Annotated in this window: 13 protein-coding genes and 3 pseudogenes; 6 read left to right on the forward strand and 10 right to left on the reverse strand. The window is 68.7% G+C overall.

The genetic code is table 11. The annotated features are described in order from the left end of the window. Nucleotides 1-43: 43 nt before the first annotated feature. The 8 genes from AQJ27_RS49570 to AQJ27_RS49605 all read right to left on the reverse strand — a co-directional run bounded on the left by AQJ27_RS49570 (nt 44) and on the right by AQJ27_RS49605 (nt 9583). Nucleotides 44-1576, reverse strand: coding sequence for a glycoside hydrolase family 32 protein (locus tag AQJ27_RS49570; protein ID WP_067385370.1), 1533 nt, complete (start codon nt 1574-1576; stop codon nt 44-46). Continuing rightward, on the reverse strand, nt 1573-2616 hold the full coding sequence (locus AQJ27_RS49575; RefSeq protein ID WP_067385372.1) for an ATP-binding cassette domain-containing protein: 1044 nt from the start codon (nt 2614-2616) through the stop codon (nt 1573-1575). The genes AQJ27_RS49570 and AQJ27_RS49575 overlap by 4 nt, the downstream gene beginning before the upstream one ends. Further along, a complete protein-coding gene (locus AQJ27_RS49580) occupies nt 2613-3566 on the reverse strand; it encodes an ABC transporter ATP-binding protein (RefSeq protein WP_067385375.1) in 954 nt (317 codons plus the stop codon). Before AQJ27_RS49580 ends, AQJ27_RS49575 begins: the two co-directional genes overlap by 4 nt. 3 nt (nt 3567-3569) lie before the next feature. Next, entirely contained in the window at nt 3570-4490 is a 921-nt protein-coding gene (locus AQJ27_RS49585; protein ID WP_067385377.1) for an ABC transporter permease, read from the reverse strand. A gap of 14 nt (nt 4491-4504) precedes the next feature. Further along, complete coding sequence (locus AQJ27_RS49590) at nt 4505-5482, reverse strand: ABC transporter permease (protein WP_067385379.1); 978 nt, start codon at nt 5480-5482, stop codon at nt 4505-4507. A gap of 88 nt (nt 5483-5570) precedes the next feature. Beyond that, nucleotides 5571-7250, reverse strand: a complete 1680-nt coding sequence (locus AQJ27_RS49595; protein WP_067385381.1) for an ABC transporter substrate-binding protein — start codon at nt 7248-7250, stop codon at nt 5571-5573. Nucleotides 7251-7324: 74 nt separating this feature from the next. After that, nucleotides 7325-8347 (reverse strand): LacI family DNA-binding transcriptional regulator, encoded by a 1023-nt coding sequence (locus AQJ27_RS49600; protein ID WP_079065913.1) that lies wholly within the window; start codon nt 8345-8347, stop codon nt 7325-7327. Nucleotides 8348-8584: 237 nt separating this feature from the next. After that, nucleotides 8585-9583, reverse strand: a complete 999-nt coding sequence (locus AQJ27_RS49605; RefSeq protein WP_067385383.1) for an aldo/keto reductase family protein — start codon at nt 9581-9583, stop codon at nt 8585-8587. Nucleotides 9584-9802: 219 nt separating this feature from the next. Between AQJ27_RS49605 and AQJ27_RS49610 the strand changes: the two genes are divergently transcribed. Beyond that, complete coding sequence (locus AQJ27_RS49610) at nt 9803-10924, forward strand: carbohydrate kinase family protein (protein WP_201264521.1); 1122 nt, start codon at nt 9803-9805, stop codon at nt 10922-10924. 25 nt (nt 10925-10949) lie between these two features. Further along, nucleotides 10950-11237, forward strand: a pseudogene (locus AQJ27_RS59945) (GrpB family protein); the annotation flags it as partial. A 46-nt stretch (nt 11238-11283) separates the two neighbouring features. On the opposite strand, the gene AQJ27_RS59950 reads toward AQJ27_RS59945, so the two are convergent. After that, complete coding sequence (locus tag AQJ27_RS59950; RefSeq protein WP_235614011.1) at nt 11284-11601, reverse strand: AAA family ATPase; 318 nt, start codon at nt 11599-11601, stop codon at nt 11284-11286. On the opposite strand from AQJ27_RS59950, the gene AQJ27_RS59955 reads away from it, so the two are divergent. Further along, nucleotides 11588-11755, forward strand: a complete 168-nt coding sequence (locus AQJ27_RS59955) for a hypothetical protein (RefSeq protein ID WP_235614010.1) — start codon at nt 11588-11590, stop codon at nt 11753-11755. The genes AQJ27_RS59950 and AQJ27_RS59955 overlap by 14 nt on opposite strands. Before the next feature lie 5 nt (nt 11756-11760). Beyond that, entirely contained in the window at nt 11761-12072 is a 312-nt protein-coding gene (locus tag AQJ27_RS49620) for a transposase (protein ID WP_235614009.1), read from the forward strand. Between the two features lie 52 nt (nt 12073-12124). On the opposite strand, the gene AQJ27_RS49625 is transcribed toward AQJ27_RS49620, so the two are convergent. Further along, the gene (locus AQJ27_RS49625; RefSeq protein ID WP_067385387.1) at nt 12125-12667 is read right to left on the reverse strand and encodes a hypothetical protein; all 543 of its coding nucleotides are present in this window, start codon (nt 12665-12667) and stop codon (nt 12125-12127) included. Nucleotides 12668-12678: 11 nt separating this feature from the next. Here AQJ27_RS49625 and AQJ27_RS55340 point away from each other — a divergent pair. Together AQJ27_RS55340 and AQJ27_RS49630 are read left to right on the forward strand one after the other, a co-directional pair. Beyond that, nucleotides 12679-12840 (forward strand): annotated as a pseudogene (locus tag AQJ27_RS55340) (IS30 family transposase); the annotation flags it as partial. Nucleotides 12841-12844: 4 nt separating this feature from the next. Next, nucleotides 12845-13138 (forward strand): annotated as a pseudogene (locus tag AQJ27_RS49630) (integrase core domain-containing protein); the annotation flags it as partial. Nucleotides 13139-13145 lie beyond the last annotated feature (7 nt).

The following is a 13145-nucleotide window of genomic DNA, read 5'->3' on the forward strand; positions in this document are numbered from 1 at the left end:
CGGGGGACGTCCACCCCGCGGGCCGTGGCCGTGTGTAAGACCGTCACGGCCACAGCGGCCGGGGTCTGTCGGTGAAGGCCGACGCCATCTGCCAGGCGTCGAACCGCTCCAGGGCCACGTCGCCGTCGGCACCGATGCCGACGCCCACGGCCTCGTTGGCCCGGGTGGGGTAGATGCGGGCGGTGAGGGCACGCCCGTTGGCGAAGACCTCCAGTGCGGAGTGGTCGACGAGGACGCGCAGGTCGACCCGCCCGTTAGTGCCCAACGGCAGTTCGCCGTAGCGGGGTTCGGTGTCGACCGTCGGGTCGAGGCTGCTGGTCTCGCGGCGCAGGCGGAGGGTGCCGCCCGTTCCGTCCTGCGCCCTGCTCACCTCCACGACCGTGCGTTCCGCGCCGTCCGGTGTCTCGCGGACCACGAGCCGGGCGGTCGCTCCGGGAGCGAGACGCAGGGTCGTCTCGATGTCCAGCTGGTCCCCGCGCACGGCGGGCAGCCGGGTGTACCGGTCGGCCTGCCGGCCCGGAGCCACCTCTACGCGCTCCCGCCGCAGCTCGGTCAGCTCCGGCGCCGGGGCCTGATGCAGGGCGCCGTCCGTGGCGAGCGTGACGACCCTCGGCAGGGACATCACGCCGCACCAGCCGGCCTGCGCGTTCGCTTCGTCCGTCCGTCCCTCCTGGAGCCAGCCGAACATGATGCGGCGGCCGTGCTCGTCGCGAGTGGACTGGGGGGCGTAGAAGTAGCGTCCGCCGTAGTCGAGGCGGTGGAGGGCGGTCGGGTTGAAGGTGTCGCCCTGGTAGCGGCCGGTCCAGTACAGGGGGTGGTGGGTGGTGCCCTCGTCCCAGGCGGAGAAGACCAGCACGTCGGTGCTGCCGGCCTCCTCGTCCTCGCCGAGCCGGAAGAGGTCGACGCACTCCCACATCGTGCCGGTCCAGTCGAGCTCGCCCTGGTTCTGCGAGGCGTCGCCGGTCAGCAGGGGGCTGACGTAGCGCCAGCTGCGCAGGTCGTCGGATTCGTACAGGAAGGCCGTTCCGCCGACGCCCCGGATGCCCGAGCCCACCAGCTGGCGCCACACCTGGCCCTCCCGCCAGACGCAGTGGTCGCGGAAGGCCGTGATGTCGACGCCCTCGGGCGGGGCGGTGATGACCGGGTTGGCCTGGTCTTTGGTCCAGTACCGCAGGTCGGCCGATCCCCTGGCCACGCAGGGGAGTTCGTGGTCTCCGTGCCTGCCCGAGTAGACGAGCGTCGGCACTCCCCCGTCGTCCACCAGGACACCGGACCAACAGCCATCGCGGTCCGGGCCGTCCGAGCCTGGCACCAGGGCGACTGGCTCATCGGCCCAGTGCACGAGGTCGGTACTGGTGGCGTGGCCCCAGTGGATGCGGTGGTGGGCGGCAGCGAGCGGGTTGTACTGGTAGAAGAGGTGGTAGACGCCGTTCCAGTGACTCAGCCCGTTGGGGTCGTTGAGCCAGCCGCCGGGCGAGGTGAAGTGGAAGCGGGGGCGGTGGGGGTCGCGCAGGGCGCGTTCGGCCAGCCCCTCGGCGGTGTGGCTGCCGGAGGGGAGGGTGAGGTCGTGGGTCATGCGGCGGTGGTCTCCGCTTTCTCGGTGTCGTCGGTGGCCTCGCCGTCCGGCCGGTCGGTGGCCTTCAGGACGCGGCGGGCGATGTCGGAGGCGGGTGCGCGCAGGTGGCAGCGCACCCAGTGGGGCTGCCCGTCGTTCTCGCCGACGATGTGGCGGACGGGCTCGGTGCGGCTGCACGCGCCGTCGTCGCCGTAGGGACAGGACGTGGGGTTGAGGATCGCCTCGCGGAGCCTGGCGTGCTCGACGGGGTCGTAGCTGCCGGCCCGTTCGGGGTCGGGTACGGCGGACAGCAGTAGGCGGGTGTAGGGGTGGGCGGGGGCGTCCATCACCGCCAACGCGTCTCCGCCCTCGACGAGTTCGCCGGCGAACATGACCATGGTGGTGTCCGCGAGGTAGCGGGCGGAGCCCAGATCGTGGGTGATGTAGAGCATGGCGATGTTCCGTTCGTCGCGCAGGCGCCGCATCAGGTTGAGCACGCCGACGCGCACGGAGACGTCCAGCATCGACGTCGGTTCGTCGGCCAGGATGAGGCGCGGGTCCACCGCCAAGGCGCGAGCGATGGAGACGCGCTGACGCTGGCCGCCGGAGAGTTCGTGCGGGTAGGACTGGAGCATGTCCTCGGTCAGGCCGACCGTTTTTATCAGCTCGCGCAGCGCCTCTGGTGTGGCGGCGTGGCCGTGCAGGACGAGGGCCCGGGTGAGGAAGTGCTCGATGCGGTGGACGGGGTTGAGTGAGCCGAAGGGGTCCTGGAAGACCATCTGGACCTTGCGGCGGTACGCCCGTGATGCCCGGCGCGGCTCGGTGCGCAGGATGTCCTGGCCGTCGAGCAGTACCTGTCCGGCGGAGGGCTGTTCGAGGCGGGCGAGGCAGCGGGCGATGGTGGACTTGCCGCTGCCGGACTCGCCGACCAGGGCGGTGATCCGGCCGGCCGGCAGGTCGAAGGACACGTCGTTGACGGCACGGACGCGGCGCCGGGAGAAGACGGTGCCGACCTGGAAGTCCTTGGTCAGACCGCGTACGGACAGCAGGGGCTGGGTCATCGCGGGGCTCCCTGGGCACTCTGGGCCACCCACCGGCCGGGGGCGATCTCGCGCAGGTCGGGGATGTTCATGGAGCAGTCCGAGCGGTCCTCGGGACAGCGGACGTGGAAGCCGCAGCTGTCGGCGGTGCGCGGGGCGTCGAAGAGGCCGGTGAGCTCTTGGCGCGGGCCTGTCAGCGGCGGGAAGGCGTTCATCAGCGCTTCGGTGTAGGGGTGGAGCGGCCCCGCGAACAGGTCCATGGCGTCGGCGAGTTCGACGATCCGTCCGCCGTACATCACGCCCATGCGGTCCGACAGCTCGATCATCAGGGACATGTCGTGGGTGATGAAGAGGATGGAGAAGCCCAGCTCCCGCTGGAGGTCGCGGATCTGCGCCATGATCTCCTGCTGCACGACCACGTCGAGCGCGGTGGTCGGCTCGTCCATGATCAGCAGCCGGGGGTGGAGTGCGACGGCCATGGCGATGACCACGCGCTGGCGCATGCCGCCGGAGAGCTGGTGCGGGTACGCCTTCAGCCTTCCCGGGTCGATGCCGACCAGCTGAAGCAGCTCGCCGGCCCGCTCCCGCGCGAGCCGCTTCTTCAGCTTCTCGTGGGTGGTGAAGATGTCGACGATCTGCTCGCCGATGGTCAGGACGGGGTTGAGGGAGTTCATCGCCGACTGGAAGACCATGGCGATCTCCTGCCACCGGAAGGCGCGCAGCTCCCGTGGGTCCAGGGCGAGGACGTCCCTGCCCTGGAAGCGGATGCTGCCGGCGGTGATCTCCGCCGGGGGCTTCAGTAGCCGCATCACGGCGTTGGCGATGGTCGATTTGCCGCAGCCGGACTCCCCGGCGAGGCCGAAGACCTCTCCGGCGCCGATGGAGAAGGAGACGTCGTCGGCGCCCACGACGGTGCGTCCGTCGCTGCGGTATTCGACGCGCAGGCCGCTCACCTCAAGTACGGGTTCCATGGCTCAGCCCCTCCTCTCACGGCGGGCACGGCGGTTGCGCAGCCTGGGGTTGGTGATCTCGTCGACCGCGTAGTTGACCAGGGCGAGCGCGAAGGCGACGAGCGCGATGCACAGTCCGGAGGGGACGAAGGCCCACCACGTGCCGGTCATCAGCGCGCCGTCGTTGCTGGCCCAGTACAGGTTGGTGCCCCAGCTGACGACGCTGCTGTCGCCGAGGCCGAGGAACTCCAGGCCGGCCTGGGCGCCAATGCCGAAGATCACGCAGCCGAGCAGCGTGGTCATCACCACGGACGCCATGTTGGGCAGGATCTCGAGGAACATGATCCGCAGCGGGCGCTCCCCGGTGACGACGGCCGCGGCGACGAAGTCCTTGCCCCGGATCGACTTGGCCTGCGCCCGCAGGACCCGGGCCGAGCCCGCCCAGCCGGTGACGACGAGCACCAGGATCACGGTGGAGGTCCCGGGCGGCAGGAACGCGGCCAGGATGATGAGCAGCGGCAGGCCAGGCAGCAGCAGGAAGACGTTGGTGACCAGGGTCAGCGCGTCGTCCACGATGCGGCCGAAGTACGCGGCGGCGAGGCCGACGACGATGGCGACGCCCGTCGCCACGAGCCCCACGGTGAACCCGACGAAGAGCGAACTGCGCGCACCCCACAGGGTGAGGGCGAGCACGTCCTGACCCTTGGCGGTCGTACCGAGCCAGTGTGCGGCCGAGGGGGCCTGGCTGCCCGTGGAGTTGATGAGCGACGGGTCGCCCGGTGCGAGGACGGGTGCGAGCAGGGCCAGCAGCGCGAAGACGGCGAGCAGGATCAGACCGGTCAACGCCTTCTTGCTGTCGATGAGCTGGCGCACCAGTCCGCGTCGGCGGGAGGTGCGTGCGGGGGTGGTCGGCGTGGTGGCCGTCGCGATCTCGATGGCGGTCATGTCGGCAGCCCCCTTCAGCGGACGCGGACGCGCGGGTCGAGGCGGACGTAGACGAGGTCGACGAGGAAGTTCGCGATCAGCACCGCCGCCGTGATCGTCAGGAAGATGCCCTGCATCAGCGGGTAGTCCAGGCCCTGGACGGCCATCAGCAGCTGGTAGCCGATGCCGGGGTAGGCGAACACGACCTCGGTGAGCAGCGCGCCGCCGACGACGAAGCCGAGCGCCATGCCGAAGTTGGTGACGGAGGGCAGCAGCGCGTTGCGGGCGGCGTAGCGGAACATGATCCGCGAGGGGCTGAGCCCCTTCGCCTCGGCCATGGTGATGTAGTCCTCGGCCGCAGTGGCGATCATGGTGTTGCGCATGCCGAGCATCCAGCCGCCGATGGAGACCAGCACGATGGTCAGGGCGGGCAGCACCAGGTGGGTGGCGACGTTGGAGAGGAATTCGCCGTTGAAGCCGGGGGTCAGTCCGACGTCGTAGGCGTGCCGCATGGGGAACCAGCCGAGGCTCACCCCGAACAGGTACAGCGCGCCCATGGCCAGCCAGAAGTAGGGGAACGAGCCGACGAAGATCAGCAGGGGCGGGAAGGCGGAGTCGAGGACGCCGCCGCGCCGCCAGGCGGCGACGATGCCGAGCAGGTTGCCGAGCACGGCCGCGATGACGAGCGCGACGCCACCGAGGAGCAGGGTCCAGCCGATCTGCGAGCCGATCACGTCGGTGACCGGGGTGGGGAAGCGGGTGATGGAGATGCCGAGGTCGCCGGTGAAGACGCTCTTGATGTAGCTGAGGTACTGCTCCCACAGGGGGCGGTGGTCGAGGCCGAAGAGATTCCGCAGCTGGGCTATCTGGTCGGGCTGCATCGTGCCCTGGGCCTGCGCGAACATCCGGGAGACCGGGTCGCCCGGCATGAAGCGCGGGAGCACGAAGTTCAGGGTGAGGGAGGCCCAGAAGGCGAGCAGATAGAACCCCAGGTTGCGCAGGATGAGACGCACGGGTCGTGCTCCTGTCGTAGGGGGGAGGAGGAGGGGGGGGCGGTGGGGAGCGGCCGTCCGGGGAGGAGGACGGCCGCCGATCCGTGCGTCAGCTCTTGACGGGCTTCAGCGAGGTGAGCACGAGGATCGTGCTGCCGTTGCGGTTGCCGAGGGTGGCGTACGGGTTCTCTTCGGTGGGCCAGCCGGTGAAGCGGGCGTCCGTGTACGCGCCCCACTCGGGGCCGGTGAACAGCGGGACGACGGGCGCGTCCTTGTTGTACAGCTCCTGCAGGCCGTTCGTCTGCTCGCGCTGCGTCTTCTCGTCCGTGGCGGCGGCGAAGGCGTCGATGAGCTTGTCGGCCTTCTTGTCGCCGAAGCGGTGGTAGTTCTCCGTGGCCTGCTTGCCGACCGGCTGCACCATTTTGGTCGACATCACGCCGCGGTAGTACTCGTACGGGGTGGCGCCGTTGTTGCTCCACACGATGCCGGTGTCGAAGGTGCCGGTGTTGTACGAGGACGAGACCGCCGACCAGTCGGGCGTCTTCACGGTGGCGGTGATGCCGACCTTCGCCAGGTCCTGCTTGATGATGTTGGCGACGGAGATCCAGTCGGAGGAGGCGGAGCCGACGGAGATGTCGAGGGTGAAGTTCTTGCCGTTCTTCAGCTTCCGCTTGCCGCCGCTCTCCTTGTAGCCGGCCGTGTCGAGGGCCTTGGCTGCCGCGTCGGTGTCGTACTTCGTCCAGGTACAGGAGGCGGCCAGCGACGTGTCACGCCACTTGTCGTAGGTGTGGGCCAGGCCCGTGCAGTCGGCGGGTTCGGCGTAGCCGTTCATCGCGACCTTGGTGATCTGGTCGCGGTCGACGGCCATGCTGAGCGCCTTGCGCACGGCCGGGTCGTTGAACGGCGCCTTGGTGGTGTTCAGCTGCCAGTTGATCATGGCGCCGGTGGCCGGGAACCAGTAGTGGTTGTGCTTCTTGTCCTTGGCGACGAAGGACTTCTCGATGTCCGGGATGAACGACTGCGTCCAGTCCACCTCGCCGTTGGTGAAGGCGATGTTGGCGCTGTCGTTGCCGGAGAAGGCGAGCATCTGGATGCCGGCGATCTGCTGCTTGTCCGGCTGCCAGTAGTCGGGGTTCTTGCGCAGCTCGTACGACTGGCTCTGGAACTTCTCGATCTTGGTGTACGGGCCGGTGCCGACCGGGTTCGGGTTGGTGAACTTCGCCGGGTCCTTCACCTTGGACCAGATGTGCTTCGGCAGGATGTAGTGGCCGCTGATCTCGTAGAAGGCGGTCGAGAACGCCTTGTTGAAGGAGAACTTCACCGTGTGGGCGTCGACCGCGGTGACCTTGTCGAGGTAGTCGAAGCCGCCCAGCACCTTCTTCTGGAGCTCGAAGGTGTAGACGACGTCGTCGGCGGTGAGCGGCCTGCCGTCCGACCACTTGACGCCGTCGCGCAGCGTGAAGGTGAGGGACTTGCCGTCCTTGGCCTGCTCCCACTTGGTGGCCAGCCACGGCGTGTCCTTGGCATCCGCCATGCTGTGCACCGCCAGCGGCTCGTAGACCGCCTGGAGGGTCATGGGGGCGGCCTGCGGGGAGAGCGGGTTGAAGTTGCGCGTGAACGTCGCCAGGTCCTCGCGCGGGATGGTGAGCAGCTGGTTGCCGGAGGTGTCACCGGCGCCGGCGGCGCCCGAGCCACCCGTACAGGCGGACAGGACCAGGGCTGCGGCGGCGGTCGCGGTGACCGCTCTCAGGGCGGGCCGAAGCCGCCGCGGGGCGATGGAGGGTGCCATAATGGAGACTCTTTTCCTCTCTTCAACACACAGGACGAAGACGGGATGGGATTACTCGGCGGACTGATTCGCAGTCAGACCGACGAGCGTTCGAGCAGCGGGCAGTCGATCGTCACCCGGTGGGTGTCGAGCGGCTGCCCCGCTGCGAGAGCGGCGAGCATGTCGACGCCCTTGGTGCCCATGGCTTCGAAGGGCAGGGCGAGCGTCGTCAGCTTCGGCCGCAGATAGGCGGCGATGAGTTCCTGGTTGTCGAACCCCACCACGGCCACGTCGTGCGGGATGCGCAACCCACGTTCCTTGATCGCGTCGTACGCGCCCATCGCCATCCGGTCGTTGCCGCAGAACAGAGCGGTCGGCCGGTCGGCGGCCGGGCGGTCCAGCAGTTCGCAGGCGGCGGTGTAGGCGCCGTCGGCGGTGGCCCAGCCGGGGATGACGAGGGAGGGGTCGGGGGTGATCCCGGCCTCGCGCAGGGCACGTTCGTAGCCCTCGCGCCTGCCGATGGCGGCCGGGATCGCCGGGTCGAGGTTGATGAACCCGATGCGGGTGTGACCGGCGTCCAGGAGCCTGCGGGTCGCCTTGTATCCGCCGGACACCTCGTCGGGCAGGATGCACGGCAGCTCTCCTGCCGCGTCGTAGCAGTTCACGAGCACTGTCGGCACCTCGCGGGCGGCCTTCGGCAGGCTGACGGCCCGGTGCCAGGTCGTGGCGTACAGCAGCCCTTCCACGCGGTGCTCCAGCATCTGGTCGAGCGCGGCGGCCTCCTGAGCGGGATCGCCCTCGCTCGCGGCGATCAGCAGGAACCTCCGGTCACCCCAGGCGCGGCTCTGCGCGCCCGTGATCACCTCCGCGGCGAAGGGGCCGGTCACGATCTCGGTGATCAGACCGAACCAGCCGCTGCGGTTGGCGGCCAGCGCCCGCGCCCCGGCGTTGGGCCGGTAGCCGAGCTCGTCGATCGCCTCCAGGATCCGCCGACGGGTCTCGTCAGGGATGGCGGCGCCGGGCTTGTCGTTGAGGACGAAGGAGACCGTGGTCCGCGAGACACCCGCGCGGCGAGCCACATCGCTCATGGTCACGCGCTGTGTCTTGTTCGTGGCCACTTTCAGTCCCCTTCGGTCGGTGGAGGTGCGCTGTGGCTCCTCCGGTTTCGCGCTTTAATAACGCGCGTTACTTCAGCATTGCTGGGAAGTTACGGCCGCCTTATGCGGCATGTCAATACACGCCGGTAACGAAGAGGGATGGAACCAGACGCCTCCTCGGTGCCAGCGACATCGCGCGAGACGGCCAAGGTCACGGCATGGCTGTGACTCACCGGCGAGCGCGCCGAGGGATGCGACTCAGGGTCGCTTGGCGAACACGTCGATGCGCTCGGGGTCGCGCTCGATGACGGGATCGAGGATCTTGTCGACGCGCTTGACCAACGCGTCGTCCAGCGTGACGTCCGCCGCCTTGGCGTTCTCAGCGATCTGCTCGGGGCGGGATGCTCCGACGATGGCCGCGGAGACATTCGTGTTGCGCAGCACCCACGCCAGGCTCAGGGTCGCCAGCGACATGCCTGCTTCGGCAGCGAGCGGAACCAGTTCCTGGACCCGGGCGAGGACCTCGTCGCGCAGCCATCCGGCCACCGCGTCGCTGCCACCGTTCGTGTCGGTGCCACGGGACCCGGACGGCGGTTGCGCTCCCGGCTTGTACTTGCCGGTCAGTACGCCCTGGGCGAGCGGGGACCACACGATCTGGCCGATGCCCAGCTCCTGGCAGACGGGGACGATCTCCGGCTCGATCACACGCCACAGCAGGGAGTACTGCGGCTGGTTGGACACCAGACGGATCTTCAGCTCCCGGGCCAGCTGCGCCGCGGCCCTGATCTCTTGCGGCTTCCACTCCGAGACGCCGATGTAGTGCGCCTTGCCCGCGTGGACGACATCGGCCAGGGCCTCCATCGTCTCCTCGAGTGGAGTGGCGTAGTCGTAGCGGTGAGCCTGGTAGAGGTCCACGCAGTCCGTGCCCAGGCGGCGCAGCGAGCCGTTGATCGACTCCATGATGTGCTTGCGGGACAGGCCGCGGTCGTTCCTGCCCGGGCCGGTCGGGAAGTAGACCTTGGTGCAGATCTCGACACCCTCACGGCGCACGCCCTTGAGAGCGGCGCCCAGTGCCTCCTCCGCCCGGGTCTCCGCGTACACGTCGGCGGTGTCGAAGGTGGTGATGCCGGCGTCGAGAGCGGCGCGTACACAGGCCGTGGCCGCGTCCTGGTCGACCTGCGAGCCATGGGTGACCCAGTTCCCGTAGGCGATGGCGCTGACCAGCATGCCGCTGCCGCCCAGATGGTGATGCTCCATGCTCGGTGTTCCTTTCTGGAGACGTAGGAGACCGTGGCCAGCGAGGCAACCGCACCCTCGCTCATGACCACACGGCGTGTCTCGCCCGTGGCTACTTCTCGTGTCCTGTAAGCCACAGGAGGCGCGAGATGGCCTCTAGTTTCGCGCTTTAATAACGCGCGTTAGTAGTAGATTGCCAGGAAGTTACGGGCGTTTCGCACCGCATGTCAATACCTAGGCATGGGCTGCATCAGGCCACCGTGCGGTGTCCCTTCGCCCGTACGTACGCCCGGGCCGCCTGGCACCGGCCACCAAAGCCCATGCGCGGACCGCGGCAGCCCCGCGCGCTTTCCCAGAGAGGCAGACCGTCCCCTGGCTCGACTCGAGTCCCCCAGCGGTGTCACCGTCCTCGGTGAGTGCGTCGCCGACGCCTTCACCGACCCCGCCCTGTCCGGCCCGAGCGAACTCGCCCTGCGCGCCCTGCCCGGTGGCGGCCCCGCCAACACCGCCGTCGCCCTTGCCCGGCTCGGTACTCCCACGCGCTTCCTCGGGCGGCTCTCCCATGACGTCTTCGGCACGCTCTTCCGCAGCCGCCTCAGCGACTCCGGCGTCGACCTGAGCGGCAGCGTGACCGCCCCCGAGCCCAGCACCCTCGCCGTCGCCACCCTCGACGAGACCGGCCAGGCCACCTACACCTTCCACGCCGACAACACCGCCGACTGGCAGTGGACCGCCGACGAACTCTCCGCCACCCAACACGACGGCACCGTCTGCCTGCACACCGGCTCCCTGGCACTGATACGTCAACCCGGCGGCAGCCGCATCGAGGACCACCTCGCCAAGGCACACGAGCGCGTCACCGTGTCCATCGACCCCAACGTCCGACCCCTGCTCGTACCGCCCTCCGCCTACCGCGAACGGCTCCCACGCTGGTGTGCCCTCGCCGACATCCTCCGCCTCAGCGAGGACGACCTCGCCCTGCTCCTCCCTGGCGCCAGCCCTGAAGAGGCTTGCGACACCTGGCACGCCGCCGGCGCACGCCTCGTCGTCATCACCCTCGGCTCACGCGGCGCGCTCGCTTCCCTCGACGGCCTTCGCGTCACCGTCCCGGCTCCGGCCGTCAACGTCGTCGACACCGTCGGCGCCGGCGACTCCTTCACCGCGGGCCTGCTGCACCGACTCGCCGCACTTGGCCACCTGGGCGGGCGGCTCGACCGGCTGAGCCTCCAAGACGTCACCGAAGCCTGCGCCTTCGCCGCCCGCGTCGCAGCCCTGACCTGTTCGGTCGCCGGTGCGAACCCGCCCCGGGCAGGCGAACCGTCACTGAAGACCGGCATCGAACGGCTACTGCCACATGCCTGAACGCGGCATACCTGTTCCCGCCGCGATGACTGCGGGAACGGGCGTCCTTCCATCCGTCGCTCGGAACAACCGGACGGGCCGTCGCCCTGCCAGACGTTACGGCTCGGTACGCGATAGCCAGGGATCTCCGCCGGATGCGAGGGTCCCGGCGATCCTGCGAGACTGCCGACATGACCGGCATGATCGTGGTAGTGACTACGCCCCCCGATGGTCCGAGCGGTTCGAGGAACTGCGGCGGCGATTGGCACCTCACGTCGCGGATCTGGCTGTGTCCATCGAGCATGTCGGCAGTACGGCGGCGCCCGGGTGCGCCGCCAAACCGATCATCGACCTCGACATTGTGGTGTCCGAGGAGGCCGTCATGTCGGAGTTGATTTCCTGGCGCAAGGTCGCCTGGACCACGGGGATCTTCTTGCCGGCCGGAGCTGCTTGCGGTCGCGGATCTTGCGGGCGGGGAAGTCGACCGCCTCGTCGAAGGTGGTGGGCTCCACGGGGTTGACCCGGAAGAGCGCCTGGAGAAGGGTCGTTTTGCCCGACTCGTTCTGGCCGACGAGGCAGGTGACGTCCCTCTCGACGTCGAATATGTCGGAGTCCTCGACGGACCGGTAGTTGGTGATGTGCGCTCTGACCTTCAGCCTGCCCAACGGGGACGACGAGGACGCCGTGGCCCAGGCCACCCACATCACCCTGGGCCTGCTGGCTCAGCGCATCGAGCAGCTCACCGGGCAGATCGATGAGCTGAATCAGCGACTGACTGGGCTCGTTGAACGCCATGCCCCGCAGCTGCTCGTGCCGGTGGGTATCGCCCGGACTCCGCTGTCACGCTCCTGATCACCATGGGCGACAACCCAGAGCGGCTGGGCACTGAACGGTCCTTCGCAGCCTTGTGCGGGGTCAGTCCCATCGAGTACTCCTCGGGCCGGCAGAACTCGCGTCGCCTCAACCGTGGCGGCGACCGGCAGGCGAATGCCGCTCTGCACCGCATCGTGTTCACCCGGCTGCGCCACGACCCGCGCACCCAGGCGTACTACGAACGCCGCACCCAGGAGGGCAAAACCCGTCGTGAGATCATCCGATGCCTCAAGCGATATGCCGCCCGCGAGGTCTTCAACCTGGTCAGGACAGTCTCTACCGACCCCCCGTTATAGGGGCGTCCAGCATGACGAAGCCCCGTCGGTCGGGGCTTCGTCGTGCGGCTCGTCAGGATGGATTGGTACTCGTGCTGACGGCTCCGTTGTATTCGGGCTCATCGCCTTTGAACCGCTCCGGGACGGATGGCAGCCGGGCTGTCGCCCAGGGGTAGGACGCCCATCCCTGATCAAGGACCGGGTTGCGGCCTCCTTCGTGTCCGGTGAGGCATTCGTTGAGAGCCCAGGTGGAGCGCTGAGGGTCTGCCGCTCGTTCCAGGAGCAGTGAGCTGGGCGTGATGTCGGTCAGGGTCACCAGGCGTTCGATCTCGTGGGCACCGACGACCGTGGTCGGAATATCGGGGACGGGCAGGTCCACGTGGGGCAGGTTGGCGTTGGCGATGGGGAACGGCTCAAGGGTGACGATCAGCGCCTGGCGCGGCCGGTCGGCCGGAATGCGGGCGAATGCCGGGTTGCGCTCGTCGATCTGGGCCGAGGTGGTGTTGACCTGTCGGTAGGCGCGAGCCAGTTTGCCGTCGGTCTCTGCCACTCCCTCTTCCAGGCCCAGCCGGGCATTCTCGGTCGGCATCATGGACTTGACCTCCACCAGCAGCACGAGGTCGTCGAGAGGGCACCGATCTCTCCCGCTGGTCGTCCACGGACCTCGAAGCCGTCGCCATGGCGATCAACAACCGGACCCGCAAAGTCCTGGGTTGGCGGACGCCGGCCGAGGTCTTCGAAGAACAGCTACGCTCGCTGCAACAGCCCGGTGTTGCAACGACCGGTTGAACTCGCCCAGTTCCGGTCACGAAAGTTCGTCCGGGCGCTCGATCGGCACCGGATCGTCGGCTCGATAGGGAGGGTCGGGGCGGCAGGCGACAACGCAGCCATGGAGTCCTTCTTCAGCCTGCTGCAGAAGAACGTCCTCGACCGTCGGGCGTGGGCCACCCATCAGGAACTCCGGATCGCGATCGTGACCTGGATCGAGAAGACCTACCACCGGCGCCGCAGACAAGCCTCGCTTGGCCGGCTGACCCCCATCGAATTCGAGACCGTCATGACCACACCGGCCCTCCAAGCCGCGTGACCGAACC

Source organism: Streptomyces olivochromogenes (assembly GCF_001514115.1).
In the GTDB taxonomy this organism is placed as follows: Bacteria; Actinomycetota; Actinomycetes; order Streptomycetales; family Streptomycetaceae; genus Streptomyces; species Streptomyces olivochromogenes.